Below are 26,156 nucleotides of genomic sequence, written 5' to 3' on the forward strand. Positions count from 1 at the left end.
CATGACGCAGATGAACACGCAGGCGGTTGCGAGCATCGGCGACGATCCTACGGAGCACGGCACGGGGCTGAAGCGGGTCATCGGCCCGAAACTGCTGCTGCTGCTGATCATCGGCGACATCATCGGTGCGGGCATCTTCGCGATCACGGGCCGAGTCGCGGGCCAGGTCGGCGGCGCAGCGTGGCTGCCGTTTCTCCTCGCGTTCGTCATTGCGACACTGACCGCGTTCTCCTACCTAGAGCTGGTGACGAAGTACCCCTACGCTGCCGGCGCCGCGCTCTACGCGCACAAGGCGTTCCGCATTCACTTTGTGACGTTTATCATCGCGTTCGCCGTGGCGTGCTCCGGCATCACGAGCGCGGCCACGTCGGCCACGCTCGTCGGCAAGAATCTGCTCATCGGAGTCGGGCAGTTCATCGACGGTGTGCCACAGGATTCGACCGCGACGATGATCGCTGCCATCGCAATCATCGTCGTGCTCGCGCTGATCAATCTGCGCGGCGTCGGCGAGAGCGTGAAGTTCAATCTCGTACTCACACTCGTGACGATCGCGATCATGGCCGCGGTGATCCTCATCGGGATCATCGCCATCGTGAACGGCAACGGCGACGTATCGCGGCTCGTCGTGTTCGAGACGCCGGCCGACCGAGGCGCGTTCGCCGCAGTCACGATGGCGACCGCGATCGCCTTCTTCGCGATGGTCGGGTTCGAAGACTCCGTGAACCTCGTCGAGGAGTGCAAGAACCCGCAGCGCGACTTCCCGCGCATCATGCTGACCGGGCTCGGCATCTGCGCACTTGTTTACATGCTCGTTGCGATCACCGTCATCATGGTCATTCCCCCGGGCGACCTGCTCAACCCGAAGAACCCCGACGCGGGCATTTTGCTCGACGTCGTTCGGATCGGCGCCCCCGGCATTCCGGTCGATGCGATCTTCCCTTTCCTCACGGTGTTCGCCGTTGTCAATACCGCGCTTATCAACATGCTGATGGCGAGCCGCCTGCTCTACGGCATGGCGAAGCAGGACGTGCTGCCGAAAGTACTGAGCAAGGTACTGCCGAAGCGCCGCTCCCCCTGGGTCGCGATCCTATTCAGCACGGTGCTCGCGGTCGGTCTCGTGATCTACGTCAACCAGAATTCGAGCGACGGCATCGTCGGCGCCCTCGGTGGCACCACCGGGCTGTTGCTGCTCTGCGTATTCGCCGTGGTCAACGTCGCGCTGCTCGTGCTGCGGCGTGATCCGACACCCGCTGGCGGGTTCCGCGCCCCGACGATCATTCCCATCGTCGGAGCGATTCTGTCACTGTTTCTCGCGGGCCCGTGGGCGCGCAGCGTTGAGGATTGGATCCAATACGAGATCGCGGGCCTGCTGCTCGCGATCGGCATCGGACTGTGGATCATCACGGCCTCAGCGACGGCGATCGCAAAGCAGCGCAAGCGGTCGCGCTCACGCCAGTACTGACACGAGAGTCACGCCCGGAGGCGTGTGTGCCCGCGGCCGAGACGGCGGGGCACACACGCCTCTACGCGTTCTGCGGCAGGAACGTCGCGCTGAGAAATTCGGTCAGTTCGGTCGTCGCTGTGAGCGGCAAGATCGCCGAAACGTACTGATCGGGCCGCACGACGACGATCGCACCCTCACGGCTGATACCGCGCGCCTCGAAAATGTCGTCGGTCGGGTGCGCCGCGTAAATCTTCTCGTAGTCGGTCAGCGCAAACGGCCCAGATGCCGGCAAGAACAGCTTCGACACTCTCGCGATGTCGACACTGTGGTGATGCTGCTGGTAGACGGCCTTGACGTCGAAAATCGAATCGAGGTCTGCACCGGTCGGCGTGAACTTCGCGATCGGCGAATCGGGCGATTCAAGCATCCACTGCGCCCACGCGTCGAGCTGCTCACCGCTTGCGTCTGCGAACGCGTAGATACGGAAGCGGCCGTCGGCGCGGTGGTGGTGACCGAGGTGCACGTCGACCGCGTCTGAGACGCGCGTCGTCAGCACCGACTTGAAGCGCTTGCCGAGAGTGAACCCGCTCGCGAGACCCTGGTGTGCATCCGATCCCACGAGAATCGTGTCGGTGTACTGGGTCATGAAGCCCGCCGGGAACTCGGCGGTCTGCACGTAGAACTCCGCAACCTCATCGGGCGAAGCGAACTCCTCCGGCTTCTTCGCCATCAGCGTTGACCACTGGTGATCGAAGTCGATGAGGTTCTTCGAGGTCACCCAGCGCTCGTCAGAGTACGTCTTGAGCAGCGTGTCTGGGCTGCGGCCCTCGAGCACGTAACCGAGCTTCCAGCCGAGGTTCCAGCCGTCTTGCATCGACACGTTCATACCCTGGCCGGCCTTAGCGCTGTGCGTGTGGCACGCGTCGCCCATCAAGAAGACCCGTCCCTTGCCGTCTGGCGAGGTCGCCGCGTCGTCGAAGCGGTCGGTCAGACGGTGCGCGACCTCGTAGACGCTGTGCCAGGGGACGTCGCGCACATCGAGCGTGTAGGGGTGCAGGATCGCGTTTGCCCGAGCGATGATCTCGTCGAGAGCGGTGTCGCGCACCTTGCCTGCGTCGTGCTCGTCGGTTTCACCGAGATCAACGTAGATGCGCGCGAGATGGTTGCCCTCGCGCGGAATGTGCAAGATGCTGCCCGCAGCCGAGTGAATGATGCACTTCTTGCGGAAATCGGGGAAGTCGGTGACCGCGAGCACGTCCATGACACCCCAGGCGTGCAGCGACGTCGAACCGGCGAGTGAGCCGCCGATGGCACGACGCACGGATGACCGGGCACCGTCGGCGCCGACGACGTACTTCGCGTGTACCACGACCGTCTCACCTGCCTGATCGCCCGACTGCGCAGCGTTGATACCCGCGCCGGTGTGCCCGGATACCCTGCGCAGCGTCACCGTGACGGGGTACTCCCCCTCGCCCGTGACCTCGAGACCCACGAACTCGTAGCCGTAGTCGACGTCACCGCGAGCGGGCGCGCGGCGGGCGTACTCGGCGAAGTAGTCGATGACGCGCGCCTGATTCACGATGAGGTGCGGAAACTCGCTGATGCCGTTCGCGTCGTCAGGGGTGATCGAGCTGCGCACAATGTTTGCCGGGTTCTCGGGATCGGGACTCCAGAAATCGGTCTCCGTGATGCGGTAGGCCTCCTGGATGATCTGCTGAGCGAAGCCGAACGCCTGAAACGTCTCGACGCTGCGCGCCTGGATGCCGTCGGCCTGACCGAGCACGAGCCGGCCGTCGCGTCGCTCGACCACGCGGGTAACGACGTTCGGAAACTGCGCGAGCTGCGCCGCGGTGACAATCCCAGCTGGCCCCGACCCGACGATCAGCACATCAATGTGCTCGGGCAGATCGGCTGGGCGGTCGATGCCGACGCCCGCTGCGGGCAAAATACGCGGATCGGTCGAGACATACCCGTGGTGGTGAAACTGCACTGTTACTCCTCACTACCCGCGACCAACGTCGCGAGGAATGTTCATTATTTGAACATCAAGTCTGAATACTGCACAAGTAGAATATGCGGCGTGCGCGTTTCGCGCAATACGCGCGCGACGACGAATCCGACAGAATAGAGAGCATGACCCACTCGAGCGAGCCCGGAGCGGCCGACACGAGCACCGGATCGGCCGCGAATGCGGCCGTCGGCGCCACCGCCGGCTCCCAGACCCTGTCGCGCGGACTGCGCGCGCTCGAGCTGCTCGCGGAAGCCGAGTCGCCGATGTCAATCGCAGAACTCGCAGCGGGCCTCGACGTGCACCGGTCGAACGCCTATCGCATTCTGCGCACGCTCGAGCAGCACCGCTTCGTGGTGCGCGACGAGGCCGGTCTCATTCGACTCGGCCCGAAACTCACGGTGCTCGCGCGCGGCGTCGCACCCGCACTGCACACCGCAGCGATGCCCGTGATCACTGAACTCGCCTACGAACTCGGTATGACGGCATTCGTGACCGTGCTCGACGCAGACGAGGTCGTCACGCTCGTCACCGCCGAGCCATCAAACGTCGCTGCGACCATTGCACGCAACCCTGGCGTGCGGCATCCGCTGCATCGAGGAGCGCCCGGGCACGCGATCGAGTCGTCACTGACGCGCGCGGAACGCAAGGCGTATCTGGGTGACCCCGAGATGAGCAAGGCGGGCAGCGAGGCGCGCCGCAACGGCTACGCCATCAGCCGGGCCGAGGTCATCGATGACGTCACCGGTATCGCTGTACCGCTGCGCATCGCCGGGGAGCCGCCGGCCGCGATCGCGGTCGTGCACTTCAAGGTTCCAGAAACGATCGGCGAGGTTGTCGACGCGCTGCAGGAGGCCGCCGAGCGCATCGCGCAAAGCTACCGCTAGTCGCGCTTCCGCCCGATACCGGCGGTCACTAGAATGGCAAGGTCCAGCTCGGTCCGGAGGATTCCGACCCGGCCGGCGAAGGCGCTCGAAAAAGGGGCGCTGCTGCACGGGCGGTGTCGCCCGGCGAGACATACACGGTTCCCTGTATTTTGAGTACCCGAAGGATCTGTGATGTCTGACACCACCCTCGCCCGCGCTCTCGCGACCGCACTCGCCCCGCACTCCCGCCTGACGTTCGGCTTGATGGGCAACGGCAATGCCCACCTCATCGAGCACCTCGGCCAGCTCGGCCTGCGCTACGTCGCCGTGCGCCACGAGGCCGGCACCGTCGCTGCCGCCGACGCCTACACGCGCGTGAGCGGCGAGCTCGCAATCGCCACGACCACGTACGGCGCCGGATTCACGAATGCGCTGACCGCACTCGCTGAGGCCGCGCAGGCCCGCACGCCGATGCTCGTCGTCGTTGGTGATGCCCCGAGCACCGGCCCTCGGCCGTGGGACGTCGATCAAGAGATGCTGGCAGCGGCACTCGGCATCCGCACGCACACCCTTGGCGTAACGAACATCGCACGAACCGTCGACCGCGCCGTCGCATACGCGATGCGCGTGCGGCGCCCCGTGGTGCTGGCGATTCCATATGACCTCGTGAACTCCGAGGTGAGCGAGGCCGCAGGCGCTTCGGCAGCAAGCGGTTCGGGATCAATTGCCGCGGGGTCAAGCACCTCAGGCTCAGCCGCCGGTATCGACCTCGACGACCCCGCGGTGCTCGCCGCACTCTCGGCCTCCGTATCGGGCGTAGTTCCCGCCACCACGCAGTCGGCCCCGTCAGCCTTTGCGCCCGGCGGTACGTCGCTGGCTTCGTCATCTGTCACCGCCCCGCACTCCATCCCCGCGGATCACCAGATCGAGCTCGCCGTGCTGGCACTGCTTGAAGCTGAGCGGCCACTGGTCATCGCGGGGCGGGGTGCGCACGTCTCGGGGGCAGCGCCAGAGCTCGGCGCAATCGCGGCGACGCTCGGAGCGCTCACCTCGACCACGGCGCTCGGCCGAGGTATCTTCCCAGAGCCCGAATTCGACCTCGGCGTCACCGGCGGGTTCGGTCAACGGCAGGCGATGGCGCTCGTTGAGTCGGCCGACGTGGTGCTCGTCGTCGGCGCGAGCTTGAACCAGTTCACCATGCGCTTCGGCGACCTCTTTGGCGCGGGCGCCACCGTGATCCGCATTGATTCCGAGCAGATCGCCGCCCCGAAGACCCAGCGCCCCATCACCTATCAACTACTGCAGGGCGATGCCCGCGAAACGCTCGCGCGAATGCTCTCGGGTATCGCAGCGGTGCGCGGCGCGAGCGGGGCGGCTGCCGCGAACGTGGCGGGCTGGCGTGACCGGGCCGAGGGTCTTGAGCCGGGCGGCGCGCTGCGCGTGCGCGACGCTGGCTCGCCGAGCGGTCTCTGCGACGACGGCCGGCTCGACCCGCGCGCGGTCGCGACGCGCATCGGTGAGCTGCTGCCGGCGGAGCGCCACGTCACGACCGATGGCGGGCACTTCCTCGGCTGGGCAAACATGTACTGGCCCGTTTCCTCTCCAGAGCGCATGATCATGGTCGGTACCGCCTACCAGACGATCGGCCTGGGCTTCTCGACGGTGGCTGGTGTCGCGGCAGCGGCAGCAGGCACGACCACGGTGCTGAGCACTGGCGACGGCGGCGGGCTCATGGCGCTCGCCGATCTGGAGACCGCGATTCGCACGGCGTCCAGCTGCATCATCGTCGTCTGGAATGACGGTGCGTACGCAGCCGAAGTCCACCTCTATGGCGAGATGGGTCTCGATCAGGGCCCGATGATGATTCCCGACGTCGACTTCGCGGGCGTTGCGACGGCGCTCGGCGCAACGGGCGTGAGCGTGCGCACGCTCGCTGACCTCGACGCGCTGCGTACGTGGGTCGAGGCGGGCGCCTACGGCACGATCCTGCTCGACTGCCGCGTCTCGCGCAGCGTCGTCGCGGAGTATCAGCGCGAGATTCAGCGGGTCAACGGCCTCGACGTCCCCGAGTAGCGGGGCGCCCGGCGCGCTCGGTGCACTCGGGGCCCTGAGCCACCAGCGTTCCGCAAGCGATCTGCGATCGGCAAGCTCGTGCTGAGCAGATTCGACTTGCGGAACGCAGATCGCTTGCGCAACGCAGCGCCCGCTCAGCGCCGCGCGAGCCCGTCCGCGAGCCGCACGAACGAGGTGAACAGCGTCTCGGCGTCCGATACGCCAGACGCGATCCCAATCGCTGCCTCGCGCAGCGCACCGACGAGCAGCAGTGCAGTGGCGTGGGGGTCGACGGCCGCATCGACCTCGCCGCCGAGCTGCGCCTCCGCCAGGGTCTCGCTGATCATCGTGACGCTGGCGCCCGATCCGATGCCCCGTTCAGAACCGTCGACGACGAGCGTCGGGCCAGAAACGTTGTAGAAGTGCCCGACGCGAGCGTCTGCCGCGAGGTCGAACATGGCGCGCGCGTGCGCTGCCAGCCGGCCCCGCCAGTCGCCCGCCGCCGACACGGCCAGCTGCGTGCGCTCCACGAGTTCGCGCCCGAGCCGCGCGTAGGCGTCGCGCAGCAGCGCGTCGCGTCCACCGGGAAAGTGCGCGTAAACCGTGCCGCGCGAGATGCCCGACACCGCGGACACCCGCTCCATGGTCGCATCGCCGAGCCCGCGCTCCGCGATGATCTGCAGCACGGCGTCAACGAGGTCACGGCGGGTGCGATCCTGACGGCGCTCGCGCAGGCTCTGGGTATCGGGGGTGCCCGAGCTCCCAGGTACGGCTGTGCCGACGAGCCCAGCCGGGTCAGCGCCGTTCTCGGTTCGCCTCGTGTTCATCACTCCCCCATCCTACAAAGTCTGCCCGGTCACTTGTGTACTCAGATTCCAGTTTCTATACTCTGAGTACAGTTCACGTATCGCCGAGCGCGCAACACACCGCCGAAGGGACCCCATGGCCACCGTAGATCTTGAGGCCGCAGCCGAGCTCGCGACCGAGGCCCTCGCGCAGTGGGGCCTCGTCATCGACGCTCCGCTCGAGCTCCTGAAGAACCGTGAGAACTTCGTCTACCGGGTCGTCTCTGGCGGCGAACCGTACGTGCTGCGCGTGCACCGCCGCGGGTATCACTCGGACGCCGAGCTCGCGTGCGAGCTCGATCTCGTGCGGGCACTGCATCGCGAGGGCGTCGCGGTGCCCGAGTTCATTGCGGCACCAGACGGCAGCGGTTTCACGGTCGTCGGGGCCGACCACGCTGCTGGCCCGCACCAGGTTGATCTGCAGCGCCTCATCACGAACCACGGCATGTTCGGCGACGAGCGCACCGCAGTCGCCGGCACCGCCAACATCGACCCCGCAGATTTCACCGAGCTTGGCCGGCTCATCGCTGAGCTGCACGACGCGACGGCCCGATCCGGGTACACGATGGCCGTGCCCCGCGACGACTGGGATCTCGACGGGCTGGTCGGTGACGCCCCAGCGTGGGGCGATCCGTTGAGGCTTGCCGAGCTGGTCGGCGAAGACCGCGCAGCGGTCACCGAGGCGATCGGGCGCATTCGCGCGAGCATCGCAAATTACGGCACTCCGGAGCACCGCTTCGGGCCGATCCACGCCGATCTCACCCCCGAAAACGTGCTGCGCACGGACGCCGGGCTCGTCGTCATCGACTTCGACGACTTCGCGGCCGGTTGGCATCTCTTCGACCTCGCCACGGCGCTCTATTTCTTCACTCCCCATCCGCGCGCCGACGAATATCGCGCGGCCCTCTTCGCCGGTTACGAGTCGGTGCGGCCACTCGACGCGGCGGACTATGAGGTGTTCCCGGCGATTTTGCTTGCCCGCGGCCTCACCTATCTCGGCTGGTCGGCCGACCGCCGCGGCGAACCGACTGCCGAGTGGCACGCCCACACAGTGCTGCCCCACGTGGTGCAGCTCGCCCGCGCGATCAACGCGGGCTGATACGCACCGCCGCCCGCAATCACACCACTCAGAGCCGCTTCGACGACAGGAACCACAGCACACCATGGACGCCACTGCACACCTCCTCGAACGCCGCCGCCGCACAATCGGCCCGTACTCACCGCTCTTCTATTCCGAGCCACTGCACTTCGTCGCCGCCAAGGGCGTCTGGTTCACCGAGGCCTCGGGCGAACGCTACCTCGACGGCTACAACAACGTGCCCCACGTCGGCCACGCGAACGATCGTGTCGTGCGCGCACTCGCCGACCAGGCGGCCACGCTGAATGTGCACACGCGGTATCTCAACGACCGCGTCATCGACTACTCCGAGCGGTTGCTCGCGACGTTCGACGACGGCCTCGATCGCATCTTCTTCGGCAACTCTGGGTCGGAGGCGAACGAGCTCGCGCTCCGCATCTCGCGCCAGCTCACCGGCGCGACAGGCGTCATCGTCTCCGACTACAGCTACCACGGCACCACCATCACGCTCGCCGAGATGACGACCGGGTTGCAGACGCGCGAGCCGCTTGGCGCGCACGTGCGGGCGATCCGCATCCCCGATCTCGATCACGACGATCGGCCCGAGGCCGAGGTTCTGGCCGAGACGCTCGCCGCGGTCGACGACGCAATCGCCTCGTTGCAGGAGGCCGGATTCGGCGTCTCCGCCTGCCTCTTCGATCCGCTGTTCTCAACCGAGGGCATGCCGCGCGTGCCCGCCGGCCTACTCTCCGCAATCGCGGCCCGGGTGCAGGCTGCTGGCGGCTTCGTGATCGCTGACGAGGTGCAGAGCGGATTCGGTCGCACCGGGTCGCACATGTGGGGCCACCAGTACGCTGGTGTGACGCCCGACCTCGTCACCATGGGCAAGCCCATGGGCAACGGCCACCCCATGTCGGCGGTCGTCACGAGCGAGGCGGTGCTCGACGCCTTCGGGTCTCGCAACGAGTTCTTCAACACGTTTGCGGGGAACCCCGTCTCTGCCGCCGTTGGGGAGGCCGTGCTGCTCGAAATGGAAGAGCACGACCTGATGGGCCGGGCGCAGCGCCTCGGCCGCACCGCGCGCGAACGACTCAATCAGCTGGCGGCGGAGCACGACTTCGTGAGCTCCGCCAAGGGCACCGGCATGTTCCTCGGACTCGACTTCACGGTCGACGGCGCCCCCGCCCCGCAGCTCGCCCGTCGCGTGGTCGAGGCGATGAAGTCGCGCAATGTGCTCATTTCGCGGATCGGGCGCAACGAGAGCGTACTCAAGGTGCGCCCGCCGCTCGCCTTCAGCGACGCAGAGTTGCCGATGTTGCTCGATGCTCTCGAGTCATCGCTCGCCGAGGCGCGCGACGAGGCCTGAGGGTCTAACGGGGATTGGCGGGGCGCGAAGCGCGCGTCGCGGGGCGAGCGCCCCTGAGGAGCTTCGATGTTCGAAGGTGTATCCTCTCGAAGTGAACGCCGCTCGCCTCGCGCGCCGCGCTCGAACCCGATCCGGAGCCCCACCGCGGGGTGACAGAAACGGCCGCCACAGTTGTCGGAGGGAAGACAGATGCACGCAGCACTGACGCACGGCGATGCAGGATCAAGTGCTCCCCGCGCGCGCGCCGACGATCTCGGAGCGTTTCGCAGCATGGTCGCGTCGTCGTTCGTGCCGCTGCGCATTTCCACTGACTATCACGGCCAGTTCTCGGCCCGCATGACCTCCGCCGACGCCGACGATGTGGTCTTCACGGAGGTCGTCGCGCGCCCCCACCTCGTCGAGCGCACGCCCGAGACGATCGCCGACGGCGGGAGCGGCTTCTACAAGCTGAGCCTGCTGCTCTCGGGCACCAGCATCCTGGTGCAGGACGGCCGCGAGGTGGTCATGCGGCCCGGCGACCTCTCGGTGTACGACACGTCGCGCCCCTATTCACTGTTGTTTGGCGAAGACTTTCGTAATCTCATCATGATGTTCCCGAAGGACCGGGTCGATCTTCCGATCCCGTTCACCGAGCAGCTCACCGCTGTGTCGCTGGGGCACGAGCACGCTGGCCTCTCACAGATCATGACGGCCTTCCTGTCGCAGTTCCCCGCGCAACTCACCTCGTTGGATTCCCGCGTGCGCGCGAAACTCGCCCACACGAGCCTCGACCTCCTCAGCACACTGTTCTCGAGCATTCTCGACGCCGACCCCGGCCTACGCGACCCGCACCAGCTGCTGCTGCAGAAGATCACCGCCTACGTCGACACGAACCTCGGCAACCCCGATCTCTCGCCCAACAGCATCGCCGCGGCCCACTACATTTCGACCCGCCACCTCCACTCGCTGTTTCGCCAGGCAGACACCACCGTGTCGACCTGGATTCGCGAACGGCGACTCGAGCGGTGCCGCGCCGACCTCATGGATCCGGTGCTGCAGGATCGCACGGTGTCAACGATCGCCGCGCGCTGGGGCTTCACCGACGCCGCCCACTTCAGCCGCGTCTTCAAGGCCGCGTTCGGCGTCTCGCCGAGCGAGCTGCGACGGGGTTAGGCTCCGCGACAGGCTAGGCTCAGCCACTACGCACGAGACACCAGTGCGTTCATCTCTGCATAGTCAACCGCGCCCCCGAGCACACCGTAGGTACCCGAGGCCAGGAATTCCTCCGCTGCCCGCCGGGCGACCGCGTATGCCGCCTGCGCGACTCCCGAACCGAGGCTCACACGCGCGACTCCGACCCGCGCGAGTTCAGTCACGGTGGGCGAACCCGGTCCGACCATCACGTTGACCGGGGCAGCGATCGCCTCGACGAGCCGTTCGATGACCGCAAGGTCGTCAACCCCGGGCACGAAGATGCCGTCCGCACCCGCCGCGAGGTAACCACTGGCCCGACTCACCGTCTCCACAAACTGCTGCTCGGGGGCGACGAGCCCCGCGAGGTACACGTCGGTGCGCGCGTTGATGAACAACGGCACGTCGGCCTGGACGGCGGCGCGGCGAGCGGCCGCAATGCGCTCGGCAGCGTCACCGGGGTCTCGCGAGCCATCCTCGATATTGATGCCGGCAGCGCCCGCCCCGATCACGGCTGCGACCGTCTCTGCTACCCCTGCGGCGTCCTCCGAGTAGCCGCCTTCTACATCGACGCTGACGGGCACCGCGACCCCCACGGTGATGCGGCGAACGGCAGCCACGCACTCATCGCGAGAGAGCGCGTCTCCGTCGGCGCGACCGAGCGCCCACGCGACGCCCGCGCTCGTCGTCGCGATAACCGGCGCTCCGGCGGCTTCGATCACCCGAGCACTGGCAACGTCCCAGGCGTTTGCGATGAGGAGCGGGCGATGGGCGACGAAGTGGAGGGCTCGGAGGGTCGATGCGTCTCGTTGCAGGTCTGTGTTCATGGATCCATCCCACCCCATCGTTCGCACAAACTCTCGCGGAATTCGGACTGCACAGTCGCGCGGGAACCTGACATGACCACCCCAGCTCCCCCAATTTTGCAACCGTTCCGTGACCGGAGTTGTCGCGCAGCGAACGACGTTTGACTGTCACGGCGTGGCCGTTGCCGGACCACTCCGCTGCGGCCGTGCGCTGCGTACAGTGAGACGCATCTGACGGGCGACGACGCCTGACGGGAGGCCGCTCACCCGGTCTCGTGTCGCCCGGAGCCAGGCCCGAGCAAAGGAACGATGGTCAATGACGAACCACGACACGCCCGTTACCGCTGACCCGAACGAGTGGCGCAGCTACGACGAATTCGCCGCGGGTATCGACACGTACCGGCTTCCGAACAGCGACCTCGACGGCCGCTCCCTTACGCTGACCCTCGACGACGGCGCGACGATGTCGCTCGCATTCTCAGCGAGCGAGGTGGCGTGGCAGGCTGACGGCGCGATCGCCTCCGGCGGCGAGCGCCGCGACCCCTACGACGCGGTGCGGGTGCGCTCCGATGTCGTGTTTGTGAATTTGCCACTCGAGTCCCGCGAACGGGAATCGCTCACGATTGTGTTTTCGGAGACCACGCACCGCGCGCTCGTCGTCCGTTCCACGATCGCGGCGGAGGAGACCGCGGGTGAGCCGCAGGTCGGCCAGACGTTCTGGGCGGCTGTCACCGACGGCGGCTCCCCCACGGGCGATGCACCTGCGGCCTCGCGCGACCTCATCGGCAAACGCAACCTGTACCGCTACAGCCCCGAGCACCTGTACGAGCACGTGTACATTTCAAGCCAGCGCTACGCGTGGCAGTGCGTGCAGGGTGTGCAGCGTGGGCACGGCGACATGGATATGTCGACCGTGTGGAAGTTTGCCGATGGTCTCTACCTGTTCTGCTTCCGCGAGTTCCGCATCGCGGTCGCCAGTGTGTGGCTGCATGACCTCGGCTATGCCCTGCGCACCACGGGCATCTTCCTGGGCCTCAATGGCGAGGGGGCTGCCGAGCAGTCGCGGGCGGGTGGCCACATTTACCCCATCGGGTCGGTCGACTACCCCGACGTGCAACCCGTTTGAGCGGCGCAGCCGTACCAAGAAACTCACCCCTGATCACCCTGTTGAGAGGACACACTATGAAGAACCGCTTTATTGCGGCCGCGGCGCTCACCGCCACCGCCGCGCTCGCGCTCTCCGGTTGCGCGGGCGGAGGTGGCGGTGGCGGCGAGGGCGCACCCATCGTTCTCGGCTCGGTCAATACCCTGAGTGGTGCAGCCACGTTCCCTGAGGCAAGCGCGGCGGCCAAGGCCGTGTTCGATCGCGTCAATGACGACGGCGGCATCAACGGGCACAAGATCGAGTACAAGACGGTCGACGACAAGGGCGACCCTGCATCGGCCACGGCGGCGGCGCGTGAGCTCGTCGGCAGCGACGAGGTCGTCGCGCTCGTCGGTGGCGCTTCGCTGATCGAGTGCGAGATTAACCAGGACTATTACACGCAGGAAGGCGTGCTCTCTGTTCCCGGCATCGGCGTCGATACCGGCTGCTTTGACTCTCCGAACATTGCCCCGGCTAACCTCGGCCCGTTCAACGATATGACGCTGACGCTGCTGAACGGTTCGGAGAATCTCGGCCTCGACAACATCTGCGTGCTGCTCGAAATCGCTGGCTCGACGAAGCCCTCGTACCTCGCTGGCGTTGAGAAGTGGACGGAGATCACCGGCAAGAAGCCGCTGCTCGTCGATGACAGCCTGCCGTACGGCGGCTCCGACTACACGCCCTACATTGTGAAGGCCAAGAACGCCGGCTGCAAGGCGATTGCCGTGAACGGCATCGAGCCCGATGCCATCGGTCAAGTCAAGGCGGCGCAGGCGCAGGGCTGGGACGACGTCTCCTTCCTCTTCCTGACGAGTGTCTACAGTGAGAATTTCGCGTCCGCGCTCGATTGGACCGGCAAGGGCGTGCACGTACCCGCCGAGTTCTACCCCTTTACCGAGGACAGTGACGTCAATGCCGATTGGAAGTCGCTGATGCAAGACAATGACATTCCGCTGACCTCATTCAGCCAGGGCGGCTACCTCGCAGCGACCAACGTTGTCGAGGTACTGAAGGGCATGGATGGCGATATCACCCGTGAGTCAGTTTCGAAGGCGCTCCACGACATGGACCCGATCGAGAGTGAGATGACGGCGTTCCCCTACCAGTTCGACAAGATCGCAGCGCAGGACTACACGCCGGGCGGTTGGCCGGTCGTGCTGAAGTCGGGCACCCGGGCCTGGGAGAAGTCGGCAGACGACTGGCTGATTCCCGAGGGTTAATCCGCACTGACGGTTCGCCGCTGCAGCGGCTGACAGCGGGCACCCGATGCGACACGTTCGTCGCATCGGGTGCCCGCATCCCCCATCTCGGCAAAGGAGCCTCATGCATCACCTATTCCCCGCCCCGTCGCACCGCGGAGGTGTCGCGTGAACGGCAGCGCGCTGCTTCAGGGGGCGCTCGCCGGCCTCGCGTCGGGCGGGCTCTACGCCGTGCTCGCGGTCACACTAACGCTCATGAGCCGCCTCGTTCGCGTCGTGAACTTCGCGCAGGCCGCGACCGGCATGTTTGCCGCGTTTTCAGCGGTCTGGTTTGCGACAGAGCTCGGGCTTCCGGTCTGGGCCGCGACGATAGTTGGCATCGTGGTCGGGGCCGCACTGAACGCGGCAATCGGCTGGATCGCTGCGACCTGGCTCTCCGAGGCATCCGTCACGCTCCGATCCGCCATGACCGTTGCCCCGCTACTCATGCTGATCTCGCTCTCATTCATCCTGTTCGGAAACAAGCCCCAGCCGTTTGAACCCATACTGTCGGGGCCAGCGTTCAAGGCCGCCGGGGTTGTCGTGAGCTGGGTCACGATCGTGATGGTTGTGCTCGCCGTGATCGTTGCCGGGGGCTGCGCACTGCTGCTGCGGCGAACCACGATCGGTACCAAACTTCGCGCCCTTTCCGAGCGTCCCACCACAGCAGAACTGATCGGGATCGCGGCAAAGCCGCTTTCGATCGGCGTTTGGGCCGCCACCGGCGCAATTTCCGCGATCACGATCCTCGTGATCGCGCCGTCGCAGTCGAACGACGCGATCAGCCTCTCCATGCTCATTATCCCGGCCTCAGCGGCCGCGCTGCTCGGCGGGTTCCGTCGCCTCGACTTCGCGGTCGTCGGTGGGCTCGTGCTCGGGATCATCTCGGGCATCGTGGCGCAGATCCCTGCGGTCTCGTTCGTGCGCAACTTCATCCCGTTCCTGTTCATCGTCGTGCTGCTGCTGTGGTCGCAGCGGAAGGAGGTGTGGGATGTTGCTCGCTAACCGTCGCCTCCGCACGGCCCTGCCCATCCTCGTCGCCATCGTCGGCGTCGGCATCGCCTGGGTGCTCAGTGTCGGGCTCTCCGGCTACTACGTGTTTCTCGGTATCAGCGCGCTGACCGCGATCATCTCGGTGCTCGGCCTCGGCGTCGTCACCGGCTCCGCGGGGATCATCGCGCTCTCCCAGCTGACGTTCGCGGCAATCGGCGCCTGGGTGGTCGCCTGGCTCAACACCATGGACACGCCAGGCGGCTTCATTGTCTGGTTGCTCGCCGGCGGCATCGCAGGCGGCCTCGCCGGCATGCTCATCGGGCTCCCGGCACTCCGACTGCGCGGCGTGAATCTCGCTGTCGTCACGCTCGGATTCGCTGCAGCCTTCGACGTCATGCTCGTGCAGATTCAGTTTCCCGGGTCGGTCGACGGCATCGCCGTCGCGCGCCCGACCGCGTTCTCGAGCGACCGCGAGTACTTCTTCTTCGCCGCTATCGTGATGATTGTCTGCGCCCTGATCGTGTCGTGGCTGCAGCGCAGCCGGATGGGCAGCAGTTGGAAGGCCGTCGCGTTCTCTGAGCGCGGCACCGCCGCGGTCGGCCAGAGCGTGTCGGCTGCCAAGCTCTCTGCGTTTGCCGTCAGCGCGGCGCTCGCCGGCATCTCTGGCGGACTGCTCGCGGGTCAGGTGCAGCTGCCGTTCGCGTCGAGTTTCGCGCCGCTGCAATCGCTCGCGCTGTACATTCTCGCCGTCATGAGCGGCGCCTACCTCATCGACATGGCAATCTTCGGCGGCATTCTGTGGGTAGTGGTGCCCGAGCTGCTGAAGAAGTGGGGAGTGCCGCAAGACTGGGGATTCGTGGTGTTCGGTCTACTCGGCATCCAGGCTCTGACGAGCGGATCGAACCTCGGCGAAGGCATCCGCGGACTGCTTCGGAAGCGGTCAGCTGCCAAGACCGCCGCTCTCGCTGCGGCGGCCGCCACGTCGCCGTCCGATGTCGGCACGAGTGTGCTCGATGTGTTCGCGGTGCCCGAGGCGGCAACGCCGATTCCGGCGGACGCCCCGCCCGTGCTCGAGGTGGTCGGGCTCGGTGTGCAGTTCGGCGCGCTGAAGGCGCTCGACGACGTATCGCTCGCCGTGCGCCCCCGCTCGATCATGGGTCTGATCGGACCGAACGGCGCTGGCAAGTCGACGTTTGTCGACGCCGTCAGCGGATTTCTTCCGCAGCACACAGGGCACACGCTGCTCGACGGCGTCGACATCAGCCGTCTCTCCCCCGCGCAGCGCGCGCGGCGCGGGCTGCGCCGCACTTTCCAACAGGATCGGGTGCCACCCCAGCTCACGGTCGAGGCCTACGTGCGCTTCGTGGCACGTCAGCGGCTCGACCACGACGAGCTGAGCGACGCCCTCGCGTTTCTCGGCTGCCCGTCACCCGACACCCCGCTCACGACGGTCGACGTCGGTACGCGCCGCCTGATCGAGGTCGCCGCCGCGGTGCTCGCGGGGCCGCGACTGCTCATTCTCGATGAGCCAGCGGCCGGCCTCTCGCACGAGGAGCACCTGCAGTTCGGGCACCGTCTCACGCGCATTCCCTCGCGCTTTGACACCGCGATCGTGCTCATCGAGCACGATCTCGACCTGGTTCGCTCAGTCTGCACGGAACTCACCGTGCTCGATTTCGGTCGTGTGCTGGCGCAGGGCCCCACCGCCGAAGTGCTCGATACACCGGCCGTGATCGCGGCCTACATGGGAGATGCGGAGCTCAGCTCATGACCGAACTCAAGCTCACCGGGGTGAGCGTCAGTCGCGGCGCCGGCCCGGTCGTCTCAGACGTCGACCTCACCGTTCGGGCTGGCGAGGTGCTCGCCCTCGTCGGCCCGAACGGTGCCGGAAAGTCGAGCCTGCTCGAGTCGGTGTCGGGCGTCATCGCGCACTCCGCCGGTGACATCTCGCTCGACGGTGAATCGATCGCGAAGCGCAGCCGCGTGCAGCGCTCACGCGCGGGCATCGCGCACATTGAGCAGGGCCGGGCGATCTTCCCGTCACTCACTGTGCGCGAGAACATCCTGCTGACCGCGAAAACCGGCGCAGCACTCGACGAGGTCTTGCACTCGTTCCCCGAGCTCGAAAAACGCATCGACGCTCAGTCGGTGTTGCTCTCGGGCGGTGAGCAGCAAATGGTCGTGCTCGCGCGGGCGTTCGCCGCGAAACCGCGCTTTCTGCTCATTGACGAAATGTCGCTCGGGCTCGCGCCCGTGGTGTTCATGCGATTGCTGCCGCTCATTCAGAAGATCGCGGCGTCGGGCGTCGGCGTGCTGCTCGTCGAGCAATTCACACACCTCGCGCTCGGCATCGCCGACGAGGCAATGGTGATCGCGAGCGGTCGCGTCAGTCACGCGCAGGCACCGGCGGCCGAGCTCGCCGACGACCCGCAACTGCTGCGGGCGGCGTATCTCGGAGGATAGGGCGGGTTCGGCCGGTGCGTAACCGGCCAATGCAGGCGGGTTCGGCCGGTGCGTAACCGGCCGAACCCTCCTGCTACATTCCGGCGTGCTCGAAGGCGATGGTGGGCAGGTCGACGATGTGCGCGCCGCCATCGGCGACGAGCACCGATCCTGACATGTATGAAGACTCGCTCGATCCCAGGAACCGCACGATCGCGGCGATCTCGGCGGGCTCGGCGGCCCGGCCGAGCGGCACGTCACGCGTGACCGCCGCGTACCCAGCCTCCCGATCGGCGATCTCGGGAGCGTGCTCCGCGAACTCATCCATCTCGGCGTCAGCCATCGGAGTGCGCACCCAACCGGGGCAGACGGCATTTACGCGGACGCCCTTGCGGCTGTAATCGCGGGCCAGCGAGCGCGTCAGGCCGATCAGCGCGTGCTTGCCCACCGTGTATCCAGCAACCGATGGGCCAGCGAACAACCCGGCGAGCGACGATACGATCACGATCTCGCTGCCCCCGGTTGTCTCCGCGCTCGCGACGAGCTCGGGCAACGCCGCCCGCGACATCGCAAACGCGGTCGTCAGGTTCGCGGTCATCGCCGCGCTCCAGTCAGCGTCGCTTGTCTCCCCCACGGCGGCGAAACCGTGGCCGCCGGCGTTGGCGACGAGCACATCGAGCCGGCCAAAGTTCCGAACGGCTTCGGCGACCGCGGCCGCGGCAGCCTCGCCATCAGCAACGTCGGCGACGAACGCGGTCGCGCCAATGCGATCAGCGACTTCCCGTAGCGGGCCCTCGCGACGGCCGACGATCACCACGTGGGCCCCCTCCTCGGTGTACCGCTCAGCGACAGCCGCACCAATGCCGGTGCCACCACCAGTGACGAGCACCACTCGATCTTGAACGCCGTTGTTCTGCCTAGCCATGTTGATCCCTCCGCGTGTTCGCGCGCCCGTGCGGGCCGCGTCTCCTCATCTTCGCCCGCCGAGCCGCCGCAAGCGTGGTCGCTGGCCGATCGATCACCGGCGGTCAACCTCGGAGCACTGACGCACAATCGCGTGGACCAGACGCTTGCAATACTGAGGGCAGCGCGTCGCGGTGTGTCGGCGGCCGCCCGTAACGACGCGAGGAGTCACCGATGACCCATCAGCAACCCGACCTGGTCTTGACCGGGGGCCGCATTTGGACAGTGAACGCCGCGGCACCGCTCGCTGAGGCGATCGCGGTCACCGCGGGCAGGATAACGGCGGTGGGATCGAGCGCAGAGATCTCCGAACTCGCCGGGCCCGCCACAGAAGTGCGCGATCTCGCCGGGGCGTTCGTCATGCCGGGGCTCATCGACGTGCACACGCACCACTCCGTCGCAGGCCAGGAGGAACTTTTCGAACTGCGGGTGCCGATCGGCGCTCATCTCGACGGCATCATCGAGGCCGTGCGTGCGCACGCCGCGAAGCTGCCGGCCGATGCTTGGGTTGTCGGCGGGCCCTGGATGAGCGATCGCTTCACCGACATCAACTCTGCGGCGGCTCTGGCCCGCCTCGACGAGGCCGCTGGCGGACGCCCCGTAATGCTCTCGGACGACTCGCACCACAATCGCTGGGTGTCGAGTCGGGCGCTCGAACTCGCGGGAGTCAGCGCGGGCGACACCGGTGTCGTGCTCGACGCGAGCGGTCGCCCCACGGGCGTGCTGCTCGAGGCCGCCGGCATCCCCGTCGCACGAGCGCAACGCGCGGTCGGCGGGCTCACTGCCGACCAAGAACGCGCTGCCTCGCGGCACGGGGTGAGCATTCTGAGCTCGTTCGGCATCACCGCGTTTCAAGACGCTGGTGTCTCCACGGCGACGCTGGGAGCCTTGCACGATCTTGATGCGGCGGGCGAACTCGACGCTTGGGTCGTCTCGTCGATGCTCGTCAACGACGAGATCTTCGGCCACACCGTCATCGGCAATGATCTGGTGTTCGACGGCGAGCGCTACCGCACACCGCACCATCGCCCCGACTTCGTGAAGATCTTCTTGGACGGCGTGCCGCCGACCCGCACCGGCGCGTTTCTCGAGCCGTACCTGCCCGATGACCTGCACGGCGACCACTTTCACGGATCCACTCTGCTCGATCCCTCGGAGCTGCTCGACTGGCTGCGCCGCACGTCTGCTGCCGGGCTTTCGGCGAAGATTCACTGTACCGGCGACGCGTCGGTGCACGCGGTGCTGAACGCGGTCGAGGTGCTGCGCGGCGAGGGCTTTGATGACGCGCGGTACCAGGTGGCGCACGGCCAGTTTGTGCACCCCGACGACGTCCCGCGGTTCGCGCAGCTCGGCGTCGCGGCCGACATTTCGCCGTTCATCTGGGTGCCCGGCCCGATCGTCGAAGCGATTCGCGAGGTGCTCCCCCGCGACCGCGCCGATCGCATGCAGCCGAACCGTTCGCTGCTCGATGCCGGGGCTATCGTCGCCGGCGGATCAGACTGGCCCGTCTCGCCTTCGCCCAACGCCTGGGATGGCATTCACGGGCTCGTCACTCGCGAGGATCCGAGCGGCGCTTACGCCGGCACGCTCTGGCCCGAGGAGGCCATTACGCTGGAGGAGGCGATCGCCGCGTTCACCATCAGCGGCGCCGAGGCGATGGGTCTCGCTCACGAGACTGGGTCGCTCGAGGTCGGCAAGTCTGCCGATTTCGTCGTGCTCGACCGCGATCCGTTCGCGCACCCGGCGCGCGAACTCGCGCAGACCAGGGTGAACGAGACTTGGTTCACCGGGCGACGCGTGTTCGCGCGTAGCACCCCGACCGACGAAGAAGGAGAATCCCGTGCATAAGCTGCTGGTGCTGTACCCGGAGCCCACCGATCCGGCCGAGTTCGAGGCGTACTATCGCGAAACGCACCTGCCGCTCTGCGCGCAGCTCCCCGGCGTGCTCGGCATTTCGTTCTCGATCGGGATCGCGAACGCGCCCTATTTCGCCGTCTTTGAGGCGCGCTTCACGGATGAGGCGGCCCTCGGCGCCGCGCTCTCGTCTCCCGAGGGCCGCGCCGTTGAGGCCGACGTACCCAACTACGCGACGGGCGGCGCCGAGGTCTTCACCTTCGAGGTAGAAGACGTCCCCCTCTAACCCTTCTACACCCTCCCCTCGTCGTGCGCGGGCGGGTTTGGGCGAGGGCGGGGCGCGCGGGTTAGTGGGCGTCCTCGAGCATGAACTTGGCGCCGAGCTCGCCGATGAGGATGGCCGGCGCGTTCGTGTTGCCCGTCGTGATGCACGGCATGATCGACGCATCGATGACGCGCAGCCCGTCGACGCCGTAGACGGCGAGTCTCGGTGATACGACGGCCGCGTCATCCACGCCCATCTTGCAGGTGCCAACCTGATGGTGGTAGGTCGCGACGGTCTCGCGCACGTAGTTCACGAGATCCTCACCGTCGCCGATCTCAGGCCCGGGGTACACCTCTGTCGCACCCCACTCGCCCGCGAGCGCCTGCTGCCTGCCGATACGCCGACACTGCTGCACCGACGCCACGAGCGAGGCGACGTCGTCTTCGTGCCCGAGCGCGTCGAGGTCGATCTGCAGCGGGTCCTCTGCGTCGGGCCCCGAGAGCGTGATCGCGCCGCGCGCCTGCGGTGTGACGAGCCCGGCCATGAACGTGAATCCGTCGTTCGAGCGCGGCTCAAGGAAGTCGCCGTACATCGGTACGGAGAAGTTGATGGGCTGGGTGTCGGGACGGTCAAGCTCGTCCCGGCTCTTCCAGAACAGGTGTGTCTGCGTGACCGACCGACCGGGCTCCGGTGGGCCGACAGGCTGCTCGGTTTCGAAGATGACCGGCGAGAGCAGGTGATCGTGCAGGTTCTTGCCGACGCCCGGGAGGTCGACGCGGGGCTCGATGCCCACCTCGCGAAGTTCAGCGGCGGGGCCGATCCCGGATCGCAGCAGTACCCGAGGAGAGTCGATCGCACCCGCCGCGAGCACGACCTCGTCTGCGAACAACTCGCGCAGCTCGCCCCCCTGTGAGAATCGCACACCGAGGACGCGGGGCGGCGCGGCGTCAACGTCACCAGCCGCGTCAGCGTCGGCGGCGTCGGCGGCGTCGGCGAACAGGAGCTCGTGAACGTGGCACCCCACCTCGACGGTCACGCGGTCGCGCACGGGCTTCAAATACGCCATATAGGTGTTGAGTCGCTTACCGTCGCGCACGGTGATCTGCTCCTGCGAGACGCCGTCGAGTGAGGCGCCGTTGTAATCTGGATTGTGCTGCAGCCCCTCCTGCACGGCGGCGTCGATGATAGCCTGTTGGATCGGTGCGAGCGGATAGTCGTCGGTAATGTCGAGCAGCCCATCGGTACCGCGCAGCCCCACGCTGCCATCGCCAGCACCGTGGAAGCGTTCGATCTGCTGATACACGGGCAGCACGTCGTTCCACGCCCAGCCGTCATTGCCGAGCGACGCCCAGTGGTCGAAATCGAGCGGCGAGCAGCGCACCCAAATCATGGCGTTCAGCGAGTGCGAGCCGCCGAGTACTTTACCGCGGGGCAAGTGGAGGCGGTGGCCGTTCGCGCCTGGCTGCGGCACCGTGTGGTAATCCCAGTCGTCGGCGCTGTGCCAGAGCTCGCCCATGCGCATCGGATCGTGGATCGCCGGGTTGCCGTCTTCGCCGCCCGCTTCAAGCACGGTGACCGTCACGCCGGCATCCGCCAGTCTGCGTGCGACCACTGAACCCGCTGATCCCGCACCAACAACAATGACGCTCCGAGGCTGTTCCGCCCCGCTCGACTGAACCGACATCGCTCATTCCTTCCCTGGCGCAGCCTCGTTGCCGCGTCGTTACTCCCGAGCCTCCCACCAGCCAATCGCGGGGTCGAGCCTGCCCGCGGCGATGTGCTCAAATCGTCAACTGCGCTGCGGCCGCAGTCAAGCTGCGCCCCGAGGTCCCCCGTACGCTTGGTCAGGAATCACACCGGACTCGAAGTGGAGACCCTATGCACACCTTCGACAGCTTGCTTGCAGCTATCACCCCGACGGGCGGCGCCACCCGCGAAGTCTTCGACCCCGCAACCGGCGCCCTCATCGGCACCGCGCCGGTCGAAGACGTCGATGCGCTGAACGTCGCGATCGATCGCGCCGAGGCCGCGCAGCCCGCGTGGGCCGCCCTCGGTGACGCCGAGCGCAGCGCCGTATTGAACCGCGCGGCTGACGCGATCGAGGCCTCGGCCGAGGCACTGGCCGAGCTACTCTCGCGCGAGCAGGGCAAGCCGCTCAACGGTCCGAATGCCCGATTCGAGGTCGGCGGCTGCGTCGCCTGGACCCGCGCCGCTGCCGATACGCCGATGCCCGTCGAGGTGATCATCGACGACGAGTCGGGATACGCCGAGATGCATTACCGCCCGCTCGGAGTGGTCGGCGCAATCTCGCCGTGGAACTGGCCCATGATGATCTCGATCTGGCAGATCGCACCTTCGCTGCGCATGGGCAATACGGTTGTGATCAAGCCGGCTGAGACCACCTCGCTGTCGGTGCTCGCACTCGTGAAGGTAATGAACGAGGTGCTGCCCGAGGGCGTCCTCAACATTGTTGCCGGGCCGGGTCGCACGGTCGGCGACGCGCTCACGCGCAGCCCGAAGATCGGCAAGATCATGTTCACCGGGTCTACTCCCGTGGGCAAGCGCATTATCGAAGCGTCGGCGGCGAACGTGTCCCGACTCACGCTCGAACTCGGCGGGAACGACGCCGGCATCGTACTTCCCGACGTTGACCCGGCGGCCATCGCCGAGGATCTGTTCTGGGGGGCGTTCATCAACACCGGCCAGACCTGCGCGGCCCTGAAGCGTTTGTACGTGCACGATTCGGTGTACGACGCGGTCGTCAGCGAGCTCGCGAAGTTCGCCGCAAACGTGCCGATGGGGGTGGGGCTCGAAGAACAAAACGTGCTCGGCCCGCTGCAGAACCGCGCGCAGTTCGATGAGGTCGATCGACTCGTCGAGTCGGCAAAGGCCTCAGGAGCACGCGTCGTGCTCGGCGGCGAACCCGATCGAGAGGCCGTCGGAAACTTCTACCCGACGACACTCATCGCCGACATCGATCCGCACAACGATCTCGTGCTCGAAGAGCAGTTCGGCCCAGCCCTCCCGATCATTCGCTACTCCGACCTCGACGAGGTCGTGAAGCTGGCGAACGAACTGGAGTTCGGCCTCGGCTCCTCCGTGTGGTCGTCGGATCGCGCACGCGCCCTTGAGGTGGCAGCGCGTCTGCAGGCGGGCACCACGTGGATCAACTCGCACGGAGGCCTGCACCCGATGATCCCGTTCGGCGGCGCAAAGCAGTCGGGCTACGGTCGGGAGTTCGGCGTCGCCGGCCTCAAGGCCGTCGCCGAGCCGCACGTCATTAGCGGCTAGTCACGAGAAACCTGAAAGGGGGCGGGGATCCAATCGGATCCCCGCCCCCTTTTCGCGTAGTTCACGCCGCGCGCGACATCAGCGCGGCGTTACGAGCGCTGAGTTACCAGCGCGGCTTGCGCTTGCCGTCGGCGCGGTTAGCGCCGCCGTCGCGGCCGCCACGATCGTCGCGACCACCGCTGTCTCCCCGGTTCGACGACCAGCGGTCGCCGCCACCCGAGCGCCCACCGCGGTCATCACGGTTGCCGCCGTAGCCGCCAGTGCTGCCACCGCGATCGTCACGGTTGCCACCGTAGCCGCCCGAGCGCCCACCGCGATCGTCACGGTTGCCACCGTAGCCGCCCGAGCGCCCACCGCGATCGTCACGGTTGCCACCGTAACCGCCACCGGAGCGTCCGCCGCGATCGTCACGGTCGTAACCGCCACGGCCACCGCCGCTGTAGCCGCCGCGTCCACCGCCGCGTGAGCCGCGGTCTTCGAAGTCGCGGCCGCGGGGGCTCGGACCATTGTCTTCGCGGAGGTTGATCGACTTGCCGCCGATCTGCGTGTCTTCGAGGCGCGCAACCGTCTCAGCCGAGAGCTTTGCCGGCAGCTCGACGAGCGAGAAGTCGTCGCGCACCTGGATGCGACCGAAGTCATCGCGGGTCAACCCGCCCTCGTTCGCAATGGCGCCGATGATCTGGCCGGGCTGCACGTTCTGGCGGCGTCCGACCTCGATGCGGTACATGCGCAAATCGTCGCGGCGCTCGCGCGGCCCGCGATCCTCACGCCCGGGGCGATCGCCACGGCCACTGCCCGAGTCCTCGAGGAACTTGGCGGCCTGCTTGCGGTCACGCTCGAACTTACGATCATCGTCTTCGGTCAGCAGCAGCGGAGTCTTGCCCTGCGACACGACGGCCAGCGCGGCCGCAACGTCCGTCTCAGGAACGTCGTGGTGGCGCACGTAGTGAGCGATGATGTCGCGGAACGCGTCGATGCGGCGTGTCTCGCCGAGCGCCGAAGTGATGGCGTCGTCGAAGCGCGAGAGGCGCGTTGCATTGACCTCGTCGATCTGCGGCAGCGGCATCTGCGTGAGCGGCTGCTTCGTCGCCTTCTCGATGGCCTTCAGCAGGCGCTGCTCGCGAGGCGTCACGAAGCTGATCGCGTCGCCGCTGCGACCCGCGCGGCCGGTGCGGCCGATACGGTGCACGTACGACTCGGTGTCGATTGGCAGGTCGTAGTTGATGACGTGGCTGATGCGCTCAACGTCAAGACCGCGAGCGGCAACGTCGGTGGCAACCAGAATGTCGAGCTTGCCGTCCTTCAGCGCCTGCACGGTGCGCTCGCGCTGCGCCTGCTGGATGTCGCCGTTGATGGCGGCAGCCGAGTAGCCGCGTGCCCGAAGTTTCTCAGCGACCTGCTCGGAGTCACCGCGCGTACGGGTGAAGACGATCATGCCGTCGAAGTCTTCGACCTCAAGAATGCGCGTGAGCGCGTCGAGCTTCTGCGTATACGAGACCACGTTGTAGCGCTGCGTGATGCTCGAGCTCGTCTGCGTCTTGCCCTGGATCTTGATCTCGCGCGGGTCGTTCAGGTACTGCTGCGAGATGCGGCGGATCTGAGCGGGCATTGTCGCGGAGAAGAGGGCGACCTGCTTCTCCTTGGGCGTGTCGGCGAGAATCGTCTCGACGTCTTCAGCAAAGCCCATCTTGAGCATCTCATCGGCCTCATCGAGCACGAGGTACTTGATCTGCGTGAGATCGAGCGAACCGCGCTTGAGGTGGTCCATGATTCGGCCGGGAGTGCCGACGACGATGTCTACGCCGCGGCGCAGCGCTGACAGCTGCTGGCCATAGGCCTGCCCGCCATACACGGGGAGGAGGTGAACTTCAGGGAGGTGCGTGGCGTAGCTCTCGAAGGCCTCGCACACCTGGAGCGCGAGCTCACGGGTCGGTGCGAGAACGAGTGCCTGGGGCACGCCCTGGCCGGGGGTGATACGGGAGAGGATCGGAAGTGCGAAGGCAGCGGTCTTGCCGGTGCCGGTCTGCGCGAGGCCCACTACGTCTTTACCCTCGAGGAGGGTCGGGATTGTGGCGGCCTGAATTGCGGAGGGCGTTTCGTATCCCACATCCGTCACTGCGCGGAGAACCTCGGGTGCAAGACCCAGGTCGGCGAAGGTAATGCGCTCGCCCTCGGATTCGGTGGGGGCGGCGTTTTCGGAAGAGGTCATCAGATAAGTGTACCGCGTCACCGAGCCACTGTGGTGCGACCGCGCATACGTTACACACCGCGGCACCGAAAAGCTACCGGGAGTTCACCATTCCCGGTGGACGGGAAAGCCCCTCTGGCGCC

At 66.9% G+C, this 26,156-nt stretch carries 20 protein-coding genes; 14 read left to right on the top strand and 6 right to left on the bottom strand.

The features are described from left to right. The first annotated feature begins 1 nt into the window (after position 1). On the top strand, positions 2-1,462 hold the full coding sequence (locus ACFWHR_RS08435; RefSeq protein ID WP_382447854.1) for an APC family permease: 1,461 nt from the start codon (positions 2-4) through the stop codon (positions 1,460-1,462). Between the two features lie 61 nt (positions 1,463-1,523). Here ACFWHR_RS08435 and ACFWHR_RS08440 read toward each other — a convergent pair whose 3' ends face one another. Next, positions 1,524-3,434 carry an FAD-dependent monooxygenase gene (locus ACFWHR_RS08440; protein WP_382447855.1) on the bottom strand — a complete coding sequence of 637 codons (1,911 nt, stop codon included), beginning with the start codon at positions 3,432-3,434 and terminating at the stop codon, positions 1,524-1,526. 143 nt (positions 3,435-3,577) lie between these two features. Here ACFWHR_RS08440 and ACFWHR_RS08445 point away from each other — a divergent pair, with 143 nt between their 5' ends. Further along, a complete protein-coding gene (locus tag ACFWHR_RS08445; protein WP_382447856.1) occupies positions 3,578-4,339 on the top strand; it encodes an IclR family transcriptional regulator in 762 nt (253 codons plus the stop codon). A gap of 171 nt (positions 4,340-4,510) precedes the next feature. Beyond that, a complete protein-coding gene (locus tag ACFWHR_RS08450; RefSeq protein WP_382447857.1) occupies positions 4,511-6,391 on the top strand; it encodes a thiamine pyrophosphate-binding protein in 1,881 nt (626 codons plus the stop codon). Between the two features lie 134 nt (positions 6,392-6,525). Here the strand turns inward: ACFWHR_RS08450 and ACFWHR_RS08455 are convergent, their stop codons facing one another. Continuing rightward, positions 6,526-7,197 carry a TetR/AcrR family transcriptional regulator gene (locus ACFWHR_RS08455; RefSeq protein ID WP_382447858.1) on the bottom strand — a complete coding sequence of 224 codons (672 nt, stop codon included), beginning with the start codon at positions 7,195-7,197 and terminating at the stop codon, positions 6,526-6,528. 115 nt (positions 7,198-7,312) lie between these two features. On the opposite strand from ACFWHR_RS08455, the gene ACFWHR_RS08460 reads away from it, so the two are divergent. From ACFWHR_RS08460 to ACFWHR_RS08470, 3 genes are all read left to right on the top strand, one after another. Beyond that, entirely contained in the window at positions 7,313-8,314 is a 1,002-nt protein-coding gene (locus ACFWHR_RS08460; protein ID WP_382447859.1) for a phosphotransferase enzyme family protein, read from the top strand. A gap of 64 nt (positions 8,315-8,378) precedes the next feature. Next, positions 8,379-9,659: an aspartate aminotransferase family protein gene (locus ACFWHR_RS08465; RefSeq protein ID WP_382447860.1), complete on the top strand. Its 1,281-nt coding sequence runs from the start codon at positions 8,379-8,381 to the stop codon at positions 9,657-9,659. 189 nt (positions 9,660-9,848) lie between these two features. After that, complete coding sequence (locus tag ACFWHR_RS08470; RefSeq protein ID WP_382447861.1) at positions 9,849-10,811, top strand: helix-turn-helix domain-containing protein; 963 nt, start codon at positions 9,849-9,851, stop codon at positions 10,809-10,811. 26 nt (positions 10,812-10,837) lie between these two features. On the opposite strand, the gene ACFWHR_RS08475 is transcribed toward ACFWHR_RS08470, so the two are convergent. Then, entirely contained in the window at positions 10,838-11,656 is an 819-nt protein-coding gene (locus ACFWHR_RS08475) for an isocitrate lyase/phosphoenolpyruvate mutase family protein (protein ID WP_382447862.1), read from the bottom strand. Positions 11,657-11,951: 295 nt separating this feature from the next. Between ACFWHR_RS08475 and ACFWHR_RS08480 the strand changes: the two genes are divergently transcribed. From ACFWHR_RS08480 to ACFWHR_RS08500, 5 genes are all read left to right on the top strand, one after another. Continuing rightward, entirely contained in the window at positions 11,952-12,761 is an 810-nt protein-coding gene (locus ACFWHR_RS08480; RefSeq protein WP_382447863.1) for a MoaF C-terminal domain-containing protein, read from the top strand. A gap of 56 nt (positions 12,762-12,817) precedes the next feature. Continuing rightward, on the top strand, positions 12,818-13,999 hold the full coding sequence (locus tag ACFWHR_RS08485; protein WP_382447864.1) for an ABC transporter substrate-binding protein: 1,182 nt from the start codon (positions 12,818-12,820) through the stop codon (positions 13,997-13,999). Between the two features lie 147 nt (positions 14,000-14,146). Further along, on the top strand, positions 14,147-15,022 hold the full coding sequence (locus ACFWHR_RS08490) for a branched-chain amino acid ABC transporter permease (RefSeq protein WP_382447865.1): 876 nt from the start codon (positions 14,147-14,149) through the stop codon (positions 15,020-15,022). Continuing rightward, positions 15,009-16,781 (top strand): ATP-binding cassette domain-containing protein, encoded by a 1,773-nt coding sequence (locus ACFWHR_RS08495; RefSeq protein WP_382447866.1) that lies wholly within the window; start codon positions 15,009-15,011, stop codon positions 16,779-16,781. The genes ACFWHR_RS08490 and ACFWHR_RS08495 overlap by 14 nt, the downstream gene beginning before the upstream one ends. Next, positions 16,778-17,473 carry an ABC transporter ATP-binding protein gene (locus tag ACFWHR_RS08500; RefSeq protein WP_382447867.1) on the top strand — a complete coding sequence of 232 codons (696 nt, stop codon included), beginning with the start codon at positions 16,778-16,780 and terminating at the stop codon, positions 17,471-17,473. Before ACFWHR_RS08495 ends, ACFWHR_RS08500 begins: the two co-directional genes overlap by 4 nt. Positions 17,474-17,546: 73 nt before the next feature. On the opposite strand, the gene ACFWHR_RS08505 is transcribed toward ACFWHR_RS08500, so the two are convergent. Beyond that, a complete protein-coding gene (locus tag ACFWHR_RS08505) occupies positions 17,547-18,377 on the bottom strand; it encodes an SDR family NAD(P)-dependent oxidoreductase (RefSeq protein ID WP_382447868.1) in 831 nt (276 codons plus the stop codon). A 212-nt stretch (positions 18,378-18,589) separates the two neighbouring features. Here ACFWHR_RS08505 and ACFWHR_RS08510 point away from each other — a divergent pair, with 212 nt between their 5' ends. Then, positions 18,590-20,263, top strand: a complete 1,674-nt coding sequence (locus tag ACFWHR_RS08510) for an amidohydrolase (protein WP_382447869.1) — start codon at positions 18,590-18,592, stop codon at positions 20,261-20,263. Next, the gene (locus ACFWHR_RS08515) at positions 20,256-20,555 is read left to right on the top strand and encodes an EthD family reductase (RefSeq protein ID WP_382447870.1); all 300 of its coding nucleotides are present in this window, start codon (positions 20,256-20,258) and stop codon (positions 20,553-20,555) included. Before ACFWHR_RS08510 ends, ACFWHR_RS08515 begins: the two co-directional genes overlap by 8 nt. A gap of 61 nt (positions 20,556-20,616) precedes the next feature. On the opposite strand, the gene ACFWHR_RS08520 is transcribed toward ACFWHR_RS08515, so the two are convergent. Continuing rightward, positions 20,617-22,218 (bottom strand): GMC family oxidoreductase, encoded by a 1,602-nt coding sequence (locus tag ACFWHR_RS08520; RefSeq protein ID WP_382447871.1) that lies wholly within the window; start codon positions 22,216-22,218, stop codon positions 20,617-20,619. 194 nt (positions 22,219-22,412) lie between these two features. Between ACFWHR_RS08520 and ACFWHR_RS08525 the strand changes: the two genes are divergently transcribed. Next, positions 22,413-23,825 carry an aldehyde dehydrogenase family protein gene (locus tag ACFWHR_RS08525; protein WP_382447872.1) on the top strand — a complete coding sequence of 471 codons (1,413 nt, stop codon included), beginning with the start codon at positions 22,413-22,415 and terminating at the stop codon, positions 23,823-23,825. 103 nt (positions 23,826-23,928) lie between these two features. On the opposite strand, the gene ACFWHR_RS08530 is transcribed toward ACFWHR_RS08525, so the two are convergent. Continuing rightward, a complete protein-coding gene (locus tag ACFWHR_RS08530) occupies positions 23,929-26,034 on the bottom strand; it encodes a DEAD/DEAH box helicase (protein ID WP_382447873.1) in 2,106 nt (701 codons plus the stop codon). Positions 26,035-26,156: the final 122 nt, after the last annotated feature.

Source organism: Leucobacter sp. NPDC058333 (assembly GCF_042726155.1).
Taxonomy (GTDB): domain Bacteria; phylum Actinomycetota; class Actinomycetes; order Actinomycetales; family Microbacteriaceae; genus Leucobacter.